Origin of the sequence: Paenibacillus dauci, assembly GCF_000971985.1 — a bacterium.
Taxonomy (GTDB): Bacteria; Bacillota; Bacilli; order Paenibacillales; family Paenibacillaceae; genus Saccharibacillus; species Saccharibacillus dauci.
Genome location: NZ_KQ040798.1, coordinates 266,881 through 284,799, shown reverse-complemented (window position 1 = coordinate 284,799; position 17,919 = coordinate 266,881). Strand labels below are relative to the sequence as shown.

Below are 17,919 nucleotides of genomic sequence, written 5' to 3'. Positions count from 1 at the left end.
TTACCGCCTAACTGAATAATCATGAAACAAGCATAATCATGGAACAATGAGTTAAAAGGGGAATACACCAATGACACAAATTACGCTTCAGGGAGTAAGCAAGAGCTACGGGAATGTGCAGGCGCTCAAGCCTGTGGATCTGATAATTCCTGCAGGCAAATTCACCACACTGCTGGGACCTTCCGGCTGTGGTAAAACAACGCTGCTGCGTCTGATCGCCGGGCTGGAGACGCCGGATACCGGCGAAGTACTCGCTGATGGCAAACCGGTCTTCTCGCAGCAAAAACGCATTAATATGCCATCGCATCGGCGTGAATTTGGCATGGTATTTCAGGAATTTGCCTTATGGCCGCATATGACCGTATATGAAAATGTTGCCTTCAGCCTGAAAGCAGCCGGCCAGAAAAAGCAGATTCGCGAGTCCGTGGAGCGGGCGCTGGAGCAGGTACGGCTGACAGGCATGGAGCAGCGGCAACCGCATCAGCTGTCAGGTGGACAGCAGCAGCGGGTCGCTTTTGCCCGGGCTATCGTTATGCAGCCGGGACTCATTCTGTTCGATGAGCCGCTCAGTGCATTGGATGCGCTGCTGAGAGAAGAGATGCGGCATGAGCTGATGAATCTGGTACGGGAGCTGGGCATTACGGCTCTGTATGTTACGCATGATCAGACAGAAGCGATGTCGATGTCTGATGAGATTATCGTTATGCAAGGAGGCAGCGTTCTGCAGCGCGGTACGCCGGAAGACATTTACCGGAATCCTGCGGATTCGTTTGTTGCACGATTCATTGGACGCTCCAACTGGATCGAACCGGGACAATCCCTGTTCCGGCCGGAGCATGGATGCTGGGAGACTACCCGTGAAGCTGGCGAGCATACCTACCGCGCTATAATTCGCAGGGTCAGTTATATGGGAGACCGGTATGAAATAGAGATCGACGCCGGACAGGAGCGAATCTGGACTGCCTATCATACCCAGCGGCTGCAGCCGGGCGAGGAAGTACAGATCCATGTTGCTCCCCAGCATGTATGCAGCGTAGCTAGTAGAGAAGCGACAGATACACTGCATAGTAGTCGTCAGCATATTTCCTGAATGAAAGATTGAATATTATCGAAACGGCGAATTGATCGCCGCTTGAATGCGTGAATATCTGAATAGCCAAATGTTTGAATACAGCAGGAGAATCAGTGCTTTATTGATACCCGGTCATTTACCAATAATACGTTCATATACAGGAGGAATTATCCAATGAAATGGAATCAGACATGGAAAAAGGCAAGCTTACTCGCTATTACAGCAGTAATGGGAACTGCACTGGCAGGCTGCGGTACAACCGGCAGCAGTGTAAGTCAGGCCGCCAACGGCAAAACAGAAAATAGCGGGACTCTCGTCGTATATAGTGCGGGACCCGAAGGACTGGCCAAAAAGATCGAAGAAGGCTTTGAAGCGAAGACCGGTATTCAGGTCGAAATGTTCCAGGGAACAACCGGCAAGATTCTGTCCCGAATGGAAGCGGAAAAATCCAATCCGGTCGTGGACGTTGTGGTACTGGCCTCATTGCCTTCCATGCAGTCGATGGCCAAAGATGGTCTGACACTTCCTTATACAGGTGCACCCAACAGCGACAAGCTGGTCAAAGACTGGTCTGATCCAAACGGTAATTACTTTAGCTACAGTGCATCGGCACTGGGTATCGTCTACAACACCGGTCAGGTGAAGACACCGCCGACTTCCTGGGCGGATCTGGCCAAACCGGAATGGAAAGACAAAGTCAATATTCCCGATCCTTCCCTGTCTGGCTCGGCACTGGACTTTATTACCGGCTATCTGAGCGCCAAGGGAGATAACGGCTGGTCGCTATTTGAGCAGTACCGACAAAATGGTGTAGCCATGGCAGGAGCCAATCAAGAAGCACTTGATCCGGTCATTACCGGTGCCAAAGATGTAGTGGCAGCTGGTGTCGACTATATGGCTTACAAAGCCAAAGCGGATGGAGAGCCTGTCGATATCGTGTATCCGGCAGAGGGTACTGTGATCAGTCCGCGTCCGGCAGCTATTATCAAGACGACCAAGCATGAGGAGCAGGCCAAGCAGTTTATCGATTATCTGCTGTCCGATGATGCCCAGAAGTTGGTAGCGGGTGCTTATCTGCTGCCAGGGCGAACCGATATTCAGGCAGAGAATCGCACCAATCTGGCTGATATTCCGACCTACCCGGTGAAGTGGGACTGGATGGATGAGCATGGTGAAGAAGTGGCTACTCGTTTTACCGGACTGTACCAGTAATATCTATCAATCCATCTGAGGGTGAATCCTATGATCCATTATCGTAAATGGAGTACGGCTGCAGCGTTTCTGCTGCTGACCGTACTCATTGTTTTTCCACTGCTGCTGATTTTCTATACGGCGATCGAACGGGACGGGCATATTGATCTTGCTGCTCCGCTGGAGATCATTGCTGGCAGCAATTTGGCTTCTGTGCTTTTTAATTCACTATGGCTCGGCATACTGGTTATTCTTGTAACGACAGCTCTTGCCCTGCCTTTGGCATGGATTATGGCACGTTCGCCGCTGGGACGACAGCGCTGGCTGGATGTAGTGCTGCTGATTCCTTTTATGACACCACCGTATATCGGCTCGATGGGCTGGATGCTGTTTATGCAGAAGAACGGTTATATGGAACAGCTGCTGCCAGCTGCAGCTGCATGGACACCGGCCTTTTTCAGTCTGGGCGGGATGGTCATGATTATGAGTCTGCATCTGTTTCCTTTTCTGTATCTGATTCTGCGCAACACTCTGCTGCAGATCAGCGGCAGTATGGAAGAAGCAGGCGCTGTCCATGGCGGTACGCCGGGCTATCGGTTTCGGCGAATTATTCTGCCGCTGCTGCTGTCCAGTTATGCGATGGGCGTTCTATTGATTTTCGTCAAAACGATTGCCGAATTCGGTACGCCGGCTACATTTGGCCGCAGGATTGGTTACTATGTAATGACTTCGGAGATTCACAAATACATTTCCAGCTGGCCGATTGATTTTGGTAAAGCTACTGCGCTGGCGTCCCTGTTGCTGAGTGCCTGTCTGGTGATGTGGTACATACAGAGCATTCTAAGCAGTCGTTATTCGTACCGATTGACCGGAGGCAAAGGATCTCGCAAAAAGGGCTATACGCTGACCGGCTGGAAAGGGTTGCTGAGCTGGCTGTATATTGCTCTGCTGCTGCTGGTCTCGATTGGAATTCCGTATTTTTCCGTTATTACGGCTTCGCTGCTGAAGCTGCGCGGTGCGGGGATAGCTGCCGGCAACTGGACGTTCAAGCACTATGCAGAGCTGCTGCAGCCGGGATCAGACAGTCTGGAAGCGCTACTGAACAGCTTTACACTGTCCCTGGCCGCTTCGACAATCGCTGTGATCATCGGTACATTTCTGGCTTTGAAAGTAAGTCGTGGGCAACGCATGTCGCAGAAGTGGATCGATCTGTTCAGTCTGATGCCCAATACTGTACCGGGTATTGTGATTGTTGTCGGTCTGATTCTGTTCTGGAATTCGCCCTGGATGCCGGTCCCTCTGTATAACTCATACGGTATGGTGGTACTGACCTATGTTATTCTGTTCCTTCCCTATACGGTGCAATACGTCAAAGCCAATTATGGTCAGATTGATTCGGTGCTGCTTCAGGCAGGAGCGATGGCTGGCGGCAGACCGCTGTATGTATTCCGGCGTATTCTGCTGCCACTGCTGATCCCCGGCATTATCGCCGGTTGGATGATGACATTTACTATTTCTAATCGTGAGCTGGTCGCTTCTCTGTTGATTCTTCCGCCATCCATGCAGACGTCAGCTACGTATATTTTTGCCCAGTTTGAGCAGGGAGCCGTCTCGATGGGAATGGCGATGGCTGTTGTCTCGGTCGGAATTACGACGATCCTGCTGCTTATTCTGAATGTACTGCCTTCGGCGCGTGGAGGACAAAAGGTCTGATGGAACTGACAGTACTCGGCGGCGCGGGAGAACATGGACGATCAAGCTATCTGCTGACAGCGGATCAGCAGCATGTGTTATTGGATTATGGGGTCAAAAAGGAAAACGGCGGTGTGTATCCGCTGATGGAACATATGGATGAATGGATCGGTGGACTGAAGGCGGTATTTCTGTCCCATGCTCATGAAGATCACTGTATTGCTTTGCCGGTATTGTACCGTAACGGATATCAGGGAGAGGTATGGACCACAAGAGCGACAGCGAATCAGCTGCCGACCTATTTTGAAGCCTGGAAAAGGTATACGGACAAGCATGCAGCAGCGCGTCCATATGATGATTGTGACGTGCAAAGTATCCGTTACCGTTATCTGGAAGATGTGATTCCGTCAGGGCAGTGGGGCATCCTGCTGCCGGAGCTGGAAGTATGCTGGGGACGCTCGGGCCATCTGCCCGGCTCGATCTGGATCGCACTGTCCTGGAAAGGAAAACGAATCTTTTTCTCCGGCGATTACACGAGTGAATCCCAGCTACTGGATGCCGATCGTCCGCTTCATTATGCACGAGGATCTTCGAATCCAACGGCACAGGGGATATTGCCTGATCTGGATCTGGCCATTATGGATGCAGCCTATGGTGATGATCCGGAACAGCAGCGCAGCAAGCTGTCGCACTTGCAGCAGCATATGGATCATGCTCTGGACAGAGGCGGCTCTGTATTGCTGCCAGTTCCACTTTACGGAAGAGGGCAAGAGCTCATGCTGTGGGCAAGCGAACAATATCCGGGTATCCCGGTACTGGTCGAGGAAGTGTTACTGCAGGGGATCGAACTATTTGCCAATTATTCAGGCTGGCTGCACAGCAATGCTCTCCAGCGGCTGAAGCGGATACTTTGTTCTCCCAATCTGCACCGGATCAATAGTGATCAATCGGTTGAGCAGTTGTATTCCCGATATCCGCAGGCGATCGTGCTGGTAACCGATGGCATGATGCAGTCCATAATTGCCCGGCAGCACTATGAATATCTATCCAAACAGTCCCATCATACGATTATTCTGACTGGTCATCTGGCTGCAGGTTCACTTGGACGAAGACTGCTGGATCAGTATAAAATAGAGCAGACCGGCTGTGCTGTACATCATGTACGCTATAAGGTTCACCAGGGACTGCCGGATGTACGTCAGATGCTGCACGATCTGAATGATCCGCCTACTGTACTTGTACATGCACCCAAATCCCATACCGACCGTCTGGTGGAGAGGTTGGAACAGGAAGGATTCCGTCATATTCATTCTCTTATACCCTCTGCCAGACTGAGTATCTGACCGGTATTGAATAATTGATGGTTGGCATATAGAGATTATGGATATAATTAATCATTTGGCATAGAAAGAATGAATCCCCTTTAATCCACAGTCGATACAATGAATGGGTAAGAACATTCCTTACACCAATTCATGAATAAGGGGAGAACAACAGCGTGAACAATAATGTGTTGAAGAACTGGAAAAAGACGGTCGCAGTATGGGTAAGCAGTACAGTGATGGCAGGATCATTCATTATGATTCAGCCTTCTACACCAGTGGAAGCCGCTGCCAATATGACACCCGGTTACGAAGTGAAATTTGTATTGAATCAGAACGTGCTTGATCCCGATTCTACTCCGGATGCAGAATTGACAAGTGCCTTCGCACTGCCGGGCACTGCACAGAAAATTGCCGTCGAGTACTTTGACACAGATGCACAAAGTCTGAACGAGCAGGGCTGGAATGTACGTCTGCGCAAAAAAGAAGATAAAAAGAATTACGAAATTACTTATAAAAAGCGTTACGCTGTAACTAATGGAGATATCAATGCTGCGCTGAACCTGGCCAATAAGGAAGGATTTGATGCAGACGATACCAACTATGAAGCAGAGATCGACTGGGGATATAGCAAGCAGACACTAAGTCTGTCCAATGACAAGGATGTCAAAGCATCGGACTCCAAAGCCACGCTACCATCGGATTCCAAAGCACTGGGTATGATCCTGGATAAACTTCCGGGCAAATTGGATGATTGGAACGATCAATCCCATTGGGGTAAGCAGCAGCTGAAAGATTCGCGTGCCTATGGTCCGATTATGGCCAGCAAATACAAAGGTACATGGAACGGTCTTGAGGTAGATGTAGAAGTATGGCCCATCCGCAGTGCAGACGGTTCCACTACAGAACCGGTTATCGAAATCTCCTTTAAGGCAGATGAGTATGCAGATGCTGCGACCAATCGTCAGAAGCTGATGGATTATCTGAACAAGGAAGGCTGGCTTGTGCCACAGGATTCTCTCAAAACACAGCTTGTACTGGATCGTTACTGATTGTAAGCGGATGATCGTTTTATGAGAATCATATAAGTACTTAAAATAAATAAACAGGCAGGAATTCCGTATAGGAGCATCCTGCCTGTTTATTTTTATAGTTATTGTTCGGTATATAGTTGCCGGGAGCCAATGGATTGAACCGGACGGTGGTTATCGGGGAAAATAGTCGCAAAACGCTCAATCTGTTCCTTGGATAGCTGAATCGGCTGTTGCAGGACGGTCCAGCTGACATGTTCGGTACAGGGCGGGGTAGTGAGCGAGCCGGTATAATGAACTGCATGATGATCTGCAGGCAGCAGATGGGACAGCTCTATGGGCTCGGTCAAAGGAACGGCCTCTTCGCTTGCTTGATCCGGTAGATGCTCCCACAGCTGGCGGAAGGCACTGTTATCACTGCCAGGCTGGATCAGAACCCCGAGAACTGCGCTTTGACCATCTGCGCTTTTATGTACCAGATGCAGCTCCATGGCTGCATTTTTGCCATCAATCTGATGTTCGCTTGGATGATGAAAATGGAACTGGACCAGCGTATATTTTTGACCTTCAATCGTGATATAGTTATCTGTATTCTGTACATTGACTTGAATGGTATGACCGTTATTAATCACGTTCACTGGTGTAGTGCCATAATGAATCTTGACCGGATGTACAGTAGCAGAAGGTACCAACTGGGCATCTTCAATATCAATAGGGGACTGCTGCTGACCGGTACGACAGGTGGAGAAGCCCGTCTCAAGTTCTGCCCAGTGGGCGGGTCCGTGCTCATGATCGTAAGACCAGTGAGGAGCTGCTGTGGTAGAGATAGCTGAATGGGCAGCAGATGCAGAGGCACCGGGCGTGGTCACGGAGGAGGCGGCCTGATGAGTCTGGCCGCAGCCAGCGAGCAGCAGAACAGCTGCCGATAATGTAGTGTATTGCCATTTTCGATTCATTATGATCCTTCTTTCGAATAGAATAGTAATAGATTCACATTGTAAAATAATACATATTATGAATTAAATGAGAAATGAGAACCGTCACATTCTATAATGAATCGATAAAAATGAAAGAAAGAGGGAAGGATCAAGAAGAGAATAGACATAAAAAAAAGAAGCTCCTCTGCGAAAGGAGCTTCTTTGGCTATAATTAGTAGCTGGATTCTGTAGAATATTGGCTCAGACCTGCGATTGCTGCGCCGAACAGAACAGAAAAGATAACCGACACGACGATACCGATAACTATCCAGATCAATGCTGCTTTGGCATAGTTGGATTTGGAAAGATTAGTGTTACCACCAAAAGCCCATACAAACAGCATAACAAGGTTTACGATAGGAATAGCCATCAGCAGCATAGTGATCATCCATTCCTTGAAGCTTACTACTCCTGTGTTATATCCTTGTTGACCTGGTGGATAGTTGTCTTGCGGCAAATTACTCATGAAAAAATACCCCTCTCAAATATGTATATTGTGAACTAAATCTATAGAACGTTTACCATTATACAAGAGGTTACCTAAAAATGACAACTAAGTAACTTTAAGATATTCATGGTAATATAGCTACTATATCTTAATAGCACAAGCAGTGGTTTAAAAATATTTAAAAAATTTGGAATAATATTACTTTGTTTCGATATGACTACTTGTGATCATTTTCTTCCAGCTCTTTTCTTTACAAAATGAAAAGGGTAAGCGATACTATAACTAAGTTTTTTGATCGGAATTAAAAGAAAAAGCTCGTATATGCCAATATCCGTATAAAAACTATTGCAAGTTACTAAAAGTATCTTTATAATGAGACATATTGAAAGATTGACCTGTGGAAATTTCAAAAAGGATTTTCAGGGTTAATAAGAAACGTATTCTACTAATCGAATAGAGATCTTCGGGGTAAGGTGAAATTCCTGACCGGCGGTGATTGCTGACAATAGTCAGCAGCAGCCCGCGACTCACTGCTTTGTTTGTGAAGCAGATGACTGATCTGGTGCAAATCCAGAGCCGACGGTAAAGTCCGGATGGGAGAAGATCAATAAATAGGCTTATGCCGGTTTCTTTACTGATGCCGCATACGTTTATTTGATCAAGCCCCTGACTGTCGAATTTTCGATATCAGGGGCTTTCCGCATTAAGATCTCCTATTCAAATTCTAATCATACGAGGAGTTTGAATTATGGAAAATGCCAATGTACGTATCCAATCTGCATCATCTGCCAAACAACGTCATATTAAAAGCGGGTTCTGGCTTGTATTTATCGGGGCAGCTTTATGGGGTATTGATCCGCTGTTCCGGATTATTCTGCTGGATTCCTTTACCTCTACCCAGATTGTTCTGCTCGAGCATCTGGTTGCACTGCTGTTCGCCGCACCGATCCTGTGGATCAACCGGCATGAACTGCGCGGCCTGAAATGGCAGCATGTAGGGGCGCTACTGTTCCTTTCCTGGGGCGGCTCGGCGCTCGCCACAGTCCTGTTTACAATGGGACTTGCACATGGTGATTTGAATGCCGTGCTACTGCTGCAAAAGCTTCAGCCGATCTTCGCGATCGTACTGGCTCGCCTGCTGCTCAAGGAAATGCTGCCACGTGGATTTGGCTGGTTGTTCGTACTGGCACTCGGCGGTACGTATCTGCTGACATTCGGATTTGCCATTCCAATCGGTCATATGGGTGATTTTGCGCAGGTCGGTTCACTGCTGGCACTCGGTGCAGCAGCATTATGGGGCGGATCGACTGTAATGGGTCGTCTGATGGTCGGCAAGATGAAATATGAAACGGTCACTTCTCTGCGCTTTATTCTGGCGATTCCATTGCTGCTGTTCATGACACTGAACGAAAATGCAGCGTGGAGCCTGCCTGCCGGTGCGCTGCCGGTTACACTGGTTATCGTTAACCTGCTCGGTCAGGCACTGCTGCCGGGTCTGCTCAGCCTGCTGATGTACTACAAAGGATTGTCTACGACCAAAGCATCGGTAGCTACACTGGCAGAACTCAGCTTCCCGATGGTAGGTGTACTGATCAACTGGATCGTCTATAAGCAGATTGTAACCTGGTCGCAGCTGCTCGGCTTCTTGCTGATCTGGGGGGTACTGTTCGTGATTTCCCGTCAACAACAGCCTTCCGAAGCGAAAAATACCGTTCCCATGGCTTCCTGAACCGCCAAGTAAAGTAGAAAAATATGGAAGCATCCGCTTTCTGTAGAGGATAAACAAGCTTTTGCGAATATATAAAATAAAAAGCTGCTGTCTCATTCGTCCGGTGCGGATGTGAGACAGCAGTTTTTTTCTGTTTTATAGACGTATTTCTGCATTTCTTGTTGTGAAATAATCTGCCTTGCTATACAGCAGATAGCTCGTTAGCATAACCTGTACGCGCAAGTTTTTTCAATCCCTTATTTACGGCCGGAGACAGGTGCGATATCAAAAAAGTCGATCTCTCCATATCCGTCTCCTTTGGAGAAACGAATCGTATGCTGACCACGATCCAGTTCCAGTAGCTGAGTGGAGAGTCCCCAGTTTTCCCAGCCCTTATTGGTAATATAAAAAGGAGTGGGAGCAGCGCCATCCACCGATAGCATCAATGTGGACCAGTCCATTCCTGTCGTACCATTAGCAGTGCGGGCAGAGAGGATATACGAACCATCTGCCGGAATCTTGATCTTATATTCTGCATAGCTGTCCGGCTGATCGATATGACCGGCTTTGGAACCACGTGAGCCATTTTCGCTGGAAGAAGCATAAGCACCACCGCCGAATACAGCATTTTCCGCTTCATAACGGGTGTGCTTGGGCTCTCCAGAAGGCAAGCTGACCTGTTCGTTGGCAGCTGTCGGTTCATCCAGATCCGGTGTACCATCTCGATTCCAGTCAAATTCCTGTGCACGGATCTCGCGATTCCATCCAGAGCCGTCAAATTTGGCAGCATGGTAGATAATCCAGTCTTCACGCCCATCCGGGGAAGTGGTGAGAGAGGCATGACCGGGGCCATACACACCATTGGCAGAGGCGAATACCGGTTTGTCCCGCTTGTTCCAGGAAGCAGGTTTGAGCAGATCGCTCCGGGTATCAGCAGTGATCAGACCGAGTGAATAGTCATTGGTCCAGCTACCGCTCGCAGAGTAGAGCAGATTGATCGTGCGGCCTTTGACATAGACCTGCGGGCCTTCATTAACATTGGGTTGATGATTGGTCTCCCAGGCATATTCCGGGCGGGCAATTTCTACCCTTTCCGAACTGATCGTCCATGGATTGCTCATACGGGCGATATACAGACGCTGACTGACATTTTCACTGCCTTCCCAGCCGGACCAGATATAGTACAACTGGCCTTTGACTTCGAATGCGGTACCGTCAATGCCCCAGCGGTTGGTAGTATCGGTGATCTGTCCTTTGTCTGTCCAGGTACCCTGCATTGGATCGGCTGAGGTATTTTCCATGACATACATGCGATGATTGGCATTGTCGCCGTCATCCTTGGCGTAATAGATATACCAGGCACCCTGCAGATAATGAATCTCGGGAGCCCATACATTTTGTCCACCGGTCGCAATCTCGCGCTTCTCGGCGGCGTCGATACCTGTAATCGTAGAGGACTTCCAGATGGTCACGTTATTGCCGGTGGTTTTGGTAAAATAATAAAATCCGTCGCTGTGTTTGTACATCCATGGATCTGCGCCATCCTGCATAATGACAGAATAGAATTTTTTGGTCGAATTGGACTTGCTCGTATGTGCTTTGTCAGCGGATGCCATGCCTGTGTAACTGCTGCTAAGTATCAGTACAGCCATTATAAATAGGAATCCCCCTTTAATAATAAGTCGATGCGATTTCATTCAGCCAACCCCTCTCTTGAATTATTAAAACGCTTACATTTAGAACTCTACAGTAGACCTCTTCCAGCGAACAGGACAATATTTTGGAAGAATGGACATTCCATTGGAGATTATTGCGCAGCACATTCCCAAAAAGGAAAGAAGAGGTTATACTTCCTTGCCAACAGGCAGATGTTGTTGAACGATATCGATATTAGTCCATCTCTCATCTACAGAATTGTACAGGAATTAGGATAACCGTTATTCAGACAGAAACAGTGTATACGATATATACATTTTATTTGATAAAGGAGGCAGCCGATGCGGCAGCAACGGAAATATTATGGAAGTCTCGGACGCAGGCTGTGGATACTGGCGGTAGCAGCAGTGCTGCTTTTGCTGCTGGCTTATAGTGTGTATGCACTGGAATCGAACCGCAGGCATGATACGATCACCCCGTCAGCAGCAGAGGGAGAAATTGAAAAAACAATATCAATTACATTCTGGACACCATTTAGCGGCGGAGATATTTCATTTATGCAAGAGCTGGTTCAGCAGTATAACGATCAGAATCCCGATCATATCCGGGTAACGATGAAAAATAATAAGCTGGACGATTATTATACCAAGCTATCTACAGCGATTGTGACCGAGGAAGCACCGGATGTGGCGGTCGTCCATGCTTCGATGTATGCGCAGTATGTACCTGCCCGGTTTATCACGGATATCAGCTCTGCTGCTTCATCTGCCGGTGTACAGTGGGAGCGTTATAATCCATCGATTCTGCAGCGTACAGTCATCAAGGGCAATCATTATGGTCTGCCACTGGATACTCATTTTAGTGTGCTGTATTACAACAAAAAATGGCTGCAGCAGGCAGGCGTCTACAAGGATGGACAGGTCATTATGAAGCCCGGAGAAAAAGGGTTTATGGAATTCTTGCAGACGATACAGCGCAAGGTACCTGAGGATGTAGCACCGCTGGCAGTGCCGAATGTGAGGATTGATTCGCTCTGGCTATGGTGGTCACTCTATGCACAGATGCAGGACGGGGGTGTATTGTATACTCCGGATGGCAGCCGGGCAGCATTGAATATGCCGGCTGCGCGCCAGTCGCTGGAGCTGGTCGCTTCCTTGTATGATCAGAAGTTGATCCCGCCGGATATTAGCAATGCGACCAGCCAGTTTGCCCAGGGACGCGCGGCACTACTATTTCTCGGTGTATGGTCGATCGGCTCGTTTGAGCAGGTAGACGGATTGGATTTTGGGGTGATGCCTTTTCCACAAATTTATGATCAGCCTGGTTCCTGGGGAGATGCGCATACACTGGCATTTCCGGCACACAGTGCACAGAATCCCGAGCGTCTTGCTGCAGCGCTGAAATTTGCACAGTGGCTGACAGAGCATGGGGCAGTATGGGGCAAGGCTGGGCATGTACCTGCTGTACGCGACCAGGCAGCATCGGAAGCTTATCTATCGCTGCCTTATCGGCGGGAATATGCAGGAGCCGCGAATAGTGTGGAGTATTTCCCAGAGCATCCCAAGCAGAGCGAAGTCAGCGATGCACTCGTCAATGAACTGGAGAAGCTCTGGTATGGCAAGCAGACGGTCGATCAGATGCTGAATCGACTGGAGCCTCTGATCAATGGCATTTTAAAGGAGTAAATCATGAGAAAATGGCTGAAACGATGGAAAAATATGCGACTGGTCAATCGCCTGATTCTGATGAATACCGTACTAATCTCTATACCACTCATTATCTCGTCCTGGATCAGCAGTATCGGATATTCCAATTCCATTCAGGCGAATGTCGGCAGATATCAGGCTGATGTGGTACGGGAATTTACAGCTAATACGGATGCTTTTATGAATGAGCTGGTTCTGCTGTCAGTAACACCGTATCAGTCGCCGGAACTGCTGAATTATCTGGAGCAGAGCGGTACAGATCATCTGAACGGGGATATATATGATCAGAGGCTGCTGCTGGAAAGCTTTGTCCGACGGATTCTGGTGAATGGACGGGTCGATGTGGCCGGAGTCTCGCTATTATCAGCGCATGCCCGCTCCTATGTAGAGCTTCCGGATAGTCCAGGACGATTTGCTGAAGCTGCAGATCAAGATCGTGTCGTGCCAGCTGGAGCCGAAGTGACAGGTAAAGGGTATTTTGCCGCTCCTCATTCTCTCTTGTCGGATAATGGCTCAACCTACGAAGTGTTCTCGATTATTCGCCAGATTCGCAGTCTGGAGAATGGACGTCCGCTTGGCACGCTGGTGATTGATGTACCGAAGGAAGCGCTGATCCAGCGTATACGCAATCTGGAGAGTTCGCAGACTTCCGCATTTGCAATGGTGGATCAGCAGGGAAAGTACATTTATCGCAGTCCTTCATTTGCATTAACCAATCAGGTACTTGCCAGCTATAGGGGAGAGGGCACGCTCACGCTGGACAATAATGGTCAGCCTGTACTGCTGACCTATCAGACTTCGCCGGTCACCGGCTGGACCGTGCTGCAGGCAGTTCCTCTATCGGTACTACTGCAGGATGCGAGCCGGATCAATCAGCAAATGATCTGGCTGGGCGGCCTGTGTCTGATTCTGTCTGTACTGCTGTCGGTCATTCATTCGATGCGTATTACCCGTCCGCTCAGCCGACTACGCGATTCGATGAAGCTGGTGGAGCGAGGACAGTTCGATATCGAACTGCCGGCGAGAAATACGGATGAAATCGGCCATCTCAGTCGTGCCTTTAATATGATGGTCTCCCGGCTGGGACAATTAACCTACCGACTGTACGAAACAGAGATTCGGGAGAAAAATGCACAGATTGCCTCGCTGCAAAGTCAGATCAATCCGCATTTTCTGTATAATACCCTTGGATCGATCAGTATGTATGCCGAGCTGGAAGATAATCGGGAGATTGTGCAGATGACCGGTCATCTCAGTGCACTGCTGCGTTATAGTATCGGCGGCGAGCATACGGACGTGACGATTGCGCAGGAGCTGGATCATGTACAGGGTTATCTGGCGATACAGCAGATTCGCTATGGAGAACGTCTGTCTTATGAAGTGAATGCACCGGAAGAGTGGCTGAACTGTCCTATCATACGGCTGACGCTGCAGCCGGTTGTAGAAAATGCAATCGTTCACGGACTGGAAAGAGGACGCGGAGATGTGCACATCATCATCACTGTTCGCCGGGAAGCAGGCAGCATGCAGATTATCGTGCAGGACAATGGACCAGGGATGGAAAAGCAGGAGCTTGCCGATCAGTATGACAAAATGAACAAGGGAGTACTGCCGGAAGGGCCGGGTGGACATGGACTGGTCAATGTACATCGCCGGATTGTGCTGCGTTATGGCCAGGAATATGGGCTGCGTCTGTACAATCTGGAGCAAGGCGGTCTGCAGGTGAGGATATGCATCCCATTTTCCTGATACGAGCAGTAAAGGAATGGTATCCAACGTGATAAATCCAGTGAATAGATAAATAGATATAAAATAAATAAGTATATAAATAGGTCACTCGAATAGTAGAGAAAGATTACGAGTTATCAAGAGAAAGGGGCATATGTAATGTATAAAGTACTTGTTGTAGACGATGAGATGATTTTCCGTAAAGGAATACGCCATTTGATTCAGGGATTTGATCTGAAATGGGAAGTATGCGGCGAAGCCAGGGATGGTATGGAAGCATTAGAGATGATCCGGGAGCACCAACCCGAGCTGGTCATTACCGATATTCGTATGCCGCGTATGGATGGTATACAGCTGCAAGCTGCAGTAGCCGAGCAGTATCCGGATATCTGCTGTATCGTACTCAGCGGATATAATGATTTTGAATATGCACGCAGTTCCATTCGCAGTGGTGCGCGTGATTATTTACTGAAGCCGGTACAAAAGGATGAACTGTATGCAGCGCTGAACCGAATTGATACAGAGCTGGCTTCCCGTGAGTCTGTACGTCCGGTTAGTCGGCCGGCAGAGCAGTTGATGCGGCAACAGCTGTTATCGGGCATTGTACATGGTCGGGTAGCTTATGATGCAGCAGAACTGCTGGAAGAAGCCGGATTGTCTTTTGACGGCAAAAAAGTATACTGCCTGATCGCTCAACTGGATCGAAGTTCTGTTGCCGAGCAGCGTTATCATCAGACCGACCCGGAGCTGTTTTTGTTGTATATTCAGCAGTTGGTACGGGAGATTATTTTGGCAGACGGGAACGGCTATACCTTTATGGAACAGCACCGTGTAGTGACGCTGATTCAGGCGGAGCATACGGAGGATGCCGAAGCCCGTATACGTCAGCAGGCCGGTCAGCTGGTACGTACGATCAAGCGTCTCTCCCAGCTCACGATTACCGTCGGCATTGGGCGGGAAGCGGCAGATCTGGAGTGGGTTCCGCGTTCTTATCGTGAAGCGGAAGTTGCACTGCTATACCGGCTGACCACTGGCGGCGACCGGGTTCTGATCTATCCATCGTCAGCCGAGAGTGGGCAATCGGTACATCCGGTTCGTTTGCCGGCAGCGGACAGGCATTTTCTGGAGCAGCTGTTGTCCCAGGCAGATGTCGGTCAACTGAATCGGCAGGTGCAGGAGTTTATCGATCGGCTGTGCCGCCAGATTAGTCAGCCGCAGATCGTACAGCAGCAGATCAGCCGGATTATGATGGAATGTTACGAGATTGCACTGGATTATGGTATCGTGGAAAACTGGCTGCAGGGCGGCGATATTGGTCATACGCTGCAGGAAGTATGGATGATCAATGATCGCCGGGAGCTGGCCAATTACTGTAGTGGACAGCTCTATGCGCTGTACCAATTGATCCGGCATCGTGAAGGGCATGTAACTCATGCGGTGGATCAGGTAGTCGAATATATGGAAGAGCATTATGCAGAACCGATTACACTCGGTCTGATGGCAGAAAAGGTATATCTCAATGCTTCGTATTTGAGCAGTCTGTTCAAGACGCGTCTGGGAAGATCCTTTATTGAAGTGTTAACTGATATACGTATCCGCGAAGCGATTCGCAGATTGGTGCATACGGATGAGAAGATATCCGGTATTGCGATCGAGACCGGCTTTGTGAATATCCGGCATTTTAACCGCGTATTCAAAGCCGAGACCCAGATGACACCCAAACAGTACCGTGAGCACAGGCGCAGCCTTTCGAATCCGGTCTGATTTTTTTGAACTGCTATATCTATCGTTATGCTGTTAGTGGCTGCTATCTAAGCAGACATGAACATCTATCAAAAGACAGAACCCAAATATATGTCCATACTATCGAAAAAAGCGTCATGGTTCAGGACCTCCCTGTATTTTAAGATAAGTAATGTAAGCGCTAGCAATTAAGAAACGGCGCATCATCCATCTTAAAACATACAGGGAGGTTTTGTAATGAGAAGAAATAAATTTATATCGACTGGCATACTGCTGCTGGCTATCATGCTCGTATTATCCGCCTGCGCAGGAGGCAGCCAGCCTTCACAAAGTACCGAAGGCAAAGAGACCGGAGGCAAGACCAAAATCACGTTCTGGACACCATTCAGTGGTGGTGATGGTGAATTCATGACCGCTATGATTGATAAGTTCAATCAGGAAAATAAAGACATTCAGGTAGAGCAGCTGAGTAACCGCTCGGAAGATTATTATACCAAGCTGCAGACGTCCCTGGCTTCGGATCAGGCTCCTGATCTGGCCGTGCTTCACTCCTCACGCATGCCGCAGTTCGTTCCATCCGGTTATGTGACACCGCTTGACGATCTGGCATCATCTGCCGGCGTCAAATGGGAAGACTTTAACCCGACGATTCTGGAATCGACCATCTACGATAACAAGCATTATTCCATTCCACTCGATACTCATGCGATTGTTATGTATTACAACAAAAAATATCTGGAACAAGCCGGTGTACTGAAAGACGGCAAGCCTTCCTTTGAACAGTCTCCCGAAGGATTCACGGAATTCCTGACCAAGATCAAAAATGCTGTTCCAGCAGATGTAGCGCCGCTAGCCCAACCAAGCGTACGTATTGATGCCTACTGGATGTTCTGGGGATTCTATAACCAGCTGACTGGTGGAGGCAAGTTCTACGATGCCAATGGCAAAGCCGAACTGAATAATCCCGAAGCTCTGAAAGCATTGGAATATGTGAATAGCCTATATACATCCAAGTTGATTCCGCCAAATGTCAATGATGCCGTCAAACTGTTCCAGGATCAAAAAGCTGCCATTGTAATCACTGGTGTATGGAGTACAGGTGCATTTGAAAATATCGAAGGTCTGGACTTTGGCGTCGTACCGATGCCGCAAATCTATGATCAGCCAGCCACATGGGGAGATTCCCACACACTGGCTCTTCCCAAGCACAGCAAAGAAGATCCTGCCAAGCAGCAGGCTGCACTGACGTTCGCCAACTGGCTCGCCCAGAATGGTGAGATGTGGGCCAAAGCCGGTCATATCCCGAGTGTAAACAAAGTACTGGATTCACCTGAATTCAAGGACATGCCATATCGTAGTGACTATTCGCAGTCTGCTGACTTCGTCAAATACTGGCCTCGTAACGAAAAGCAGGGTCAGGTGAACGATAATGTGATCAAAGAATTCGAGAAAATGATGGCAGGCAAGCAGGACCCAGCTACCACGCTGGAAAAATCCAATGCCGTTATTGACAAAACGATAGGCCAGTAAGCCTGAAGGAGAAACAGAGCGGAAAAGGCAGCTGCCGATTCCGCTTTCTCCATCTGTACGAACATTTTGCTAAGACAATGATACCGGTGCCACGCCGAACAATCATAAGGTACCG

At 48.7% G+C, this 17,919-nt stretch carries 13 protein-coding genes and 1 riboswitch; of the genes, 10 read left to right on the top strand and 3 right to left on the bottom strand.

The window, feature by feature from the left end:
* The first annotated feature begins 70 nt into the window (after positions 1-70).
* The 5 genes from WH46_RS01235 (at position 71) to WH46_RS01215 (ending at position 6,329) form a co-directional block, all read left to right on the top strand.
* Entirely contained in the window at positions 71-1,090 is a 1,020-nt protein-coding gene (locus tag WH46_RS01235; protein WP_046225429.1) for an ABC transporter ATP-binding protein, read from the top strand.
* Positions 1,091-1,246: 156 nt separating this feature from the next.
* The gene (locus WH46_RS01230; protein ID WP_046225428.1) at positions 1,247-2,284 is read left to right on the top strand and encodes an ABC transporter substrate-binding protein; all 1,038 of its coding nucleotides are present in this window, start codon (positions 1,247-1,249) and stop codon (positions 2,282-2,284) included.
* 30 nt (positions 2,285-2,314) lie between these two features.
* Positions 2,315-3,976 carry an ABC transporter permease gene (locus WH46_RS01225; RefSeq protein ID WP_046225427.1) on the top strand — a complete coding sequence of 554 codons (1,662 nt, stop codon included), beginning with the start codon at positions 2,315-2,317 and terminating at the stop codon, positions 3,974-3,976.
* The gene (locus tag WH46_RS01220) at positions 3,976-5,298 is read left to right on the top strand and encodes an MBL fold metallo-hydrolase (RefSeq protein ID WP_046225426.1); all 1,323 of its coding nucleotides are present in this window, start codon (positions 3,976-3,978) and stop codon (positions 5,296-5,298) included. Before WH46_RS01225 ends, WH46_RS01220 begins: the two co-directional genes overlap by 1 nt.
* Positions 5,299-5,516: 218 nt before the next feature.
* Positions 5,517-6,329, top strand: coding sequence for a CYTH domain-containing protein (locus WH46_RS01215; protein ID WP_046225714.1), 813 nt, complete (start codon positions 5,517-5,519; stop codon positions 6,327-6,329).
* 101 nt (positions 6,330-6,430) lie between these two features.
* Here WH46_RS01215 and WH46_RS01210 read toward each other — a convergent pair whose 3' ends face one another.
* On the bottom strand, positions 6,431-7,264 hold the full coding sequence (locus WH46_RS01210) for a carbonic anhydrase (RefSeq protein ID WP_052714070.1): 834 nt from the start codon (positions 7,262-7,264) through the stop codon (positions 6,431-6,433).
* 193 nt (positions 7,265-7,457) lie between these two features.
* On the bottom strand, positions 7,458-7,751 hold the full coding sequence (locus WH46_RS01205) for a hypothetical protein (RefSeq protein WP_017811303.1): 294 nt from the start codon (positions 7,749-7,751) through the stop codon (positions 7,458-7,460).
* A gap of 437 nt (positions 7,752-8,188) precedes the next feature.
* Positions 8,189-8,342: riboswitch (FMN riboswitch) on the top strand.
* Between the two features lie 139 nt (positions 8,343-8,481).
* Here WH46_RS01205 and WH46_RS01200 point away from each other — a divergent pair.
* Positions 8,482-9,462: a DMT family transporter gene (locus tag WH46_RS01200; protein WP_017811302.1), complete on the top strand. Its 981-nt coding sequence runs from the start codon at positions 8,482-8,484 to the stop codon at positions 9,460-9,462.
* Between the two features lie 236 nt (positions 9,463-9,698).
* Here WH46_RS01200 and WH46_RS01195 read toward each other — a convergent pair whose 3' ends face one another.
* Positions 9,699-11,093 (bottom strand): family 43 glycosylhydrolase, encoded by a 1,395-nt coding sequence (locus WH46_RS01195; protein WP_046225424.1) that lies wholly within the window; start codon positions 11,091-11,093, stop codon positions 9,699-9,701.
* 345 nt (positions 11,094-11,438) lie between these two features.
* Here WH46_RS01195 and WH46_RS01190 point away from each other — a divergent pair, with 345 nt between their 5' ends.
* The 4 genes from WH46_RS01190 (at position 11,439) to WH46_RS01175 (ending at position 17,804) form a co-directional block, all read left to right on the top strand.
* Positions 11,439-12,782 (top strand): extracellular solute-binding protein, encoded by a 1,344-nt coding sequence (locus WH46_RS01190; protein ID WP_052714068.1) that lies wholly within the window; start codon positions 11,439-11,441, stop codon positions 12,780-12,782.
* A gap of 3 nt (positions 12,783-12,785) precedes the next feature.
* Positions 12,786-14,552, top strand: a complete 1,767-nt coding sequence (locus WH46_RS01185; RefSeq protein ID WP_046225423.1) for a cache domain-containing sensor histidine kinase — start codon at positions 12,786-12,788, stop codon at positions 14,550-14,552.
* 138 nt (positions 14,553-14,690) lie between these two features.
* A complete protein-coding gene (locus WH46_RS01180) occupies positions 14,691-16,295 on the top strand; it encodes a response regulator (protein ID WP_046225422.1) in 1,605 nt (534 codons plus the stop codon).
* Between the two features lie 216 nt (positions 16,296-16,511).
* Entirely contained in the window at positions 16,512-17,804 is a 1,293-nt protein-coding gene (locus WH46_RS01175; protein WP_046225421.1) for an ABC transporter substrate-binding protein, read from the top strand.
* Positions 17,805-17,919 lie beyond the last annotated feature (115 nt).

Bases quoted from the DNA above. Each gene is read 5' to 3' on its own strand.
- WH46_RS01220 (WP_046225426.1), top strand. From the start codon at position 3,976: ATGGAACTGACAGTACTCGGCGGCGCGGGAGAACATGGACGATCAAGC.
- WH46_RS01215 (WP_046225714.1), top strand. From the start codon at position 5,517: ATGGCAGGATCATTCATTATGATTCAGCCTTCTACACCAGTGGAAGCC.
- WH46_RS01225 (WP_046225427.1), top strand. From the start codon at position 2,315: ATGATCCATTATCGTAAATGGAGTACGGCTGCAGCGTTTCTGCTGCTG.
- WH46_RS01235 (WP_046225429.1), top strand. From the start codon at position 71: ATGACACAAATTACGCTTCAGGGAGTAAGCAAGAGCTACGGGAATGTG.
- WH46_RS01200 (WP_017811302.1), top strand. From the start codon at position 8,482: ATGGAAAATGCCAATGTACGTATCCAATCTGCATCATCTGCCAAACAA.
- WH46_RS01230 (WP_046225428.1), top strand. From the start codon at position 1,247: ATGAAATGGAATCAGACATGGAAAAAGGCAAGCTTACTCGCTATTACA.
- WH46_RS01195 (WP_046225424.1), bottom strand. From the start codon at position 11,093: ATGGCTGTACTGATACTTAGCAGCAGTTACACAGGCATGGCATCCGCT.
- WH46_RS01190 (WP_052714068.1), top strand. From the start codon at position 11,439: ATGCGGCAGCAACGGAAATATTATGGAAGTCTCGGACGCAGGCTGTGG.
- WH46_RS01210 (WP_052714070.1), bottom strand. From the start codon at position 7,264: ATGAATCGAAAATGGCAATACACTACATTATCGGCAGCTGTTCTGCTG.
- WH46_RS01205 (WP_017811303.1), bottom strand. From the start codon at position 7,751: ATGAGTAATTTGCCGCAAGACAACTATCCACCAGGTCAACAAGGATAT.
- WH46_RS01185 (WP_046225423.1), top strand. From the start codon at position 12,786: ATGAGAAAATGGCTGAAACGATGGAAAAATATGCGACTGGTCAATCGC.
- WH46_RS01175 (WP_046225421.1), top strand. From the start codon at position 16,512: ATGAGAAGAAATAAATTTATATCGACTGGCATACTGCTGCTGGCTATC.
- WH46_RS01180 (WP_046225422.1), top strand. From the start codon at position 14,691: ATGTATAAAGTACTTGTTGTAGACGATGAGATGATTTTCCGTAAAGGA.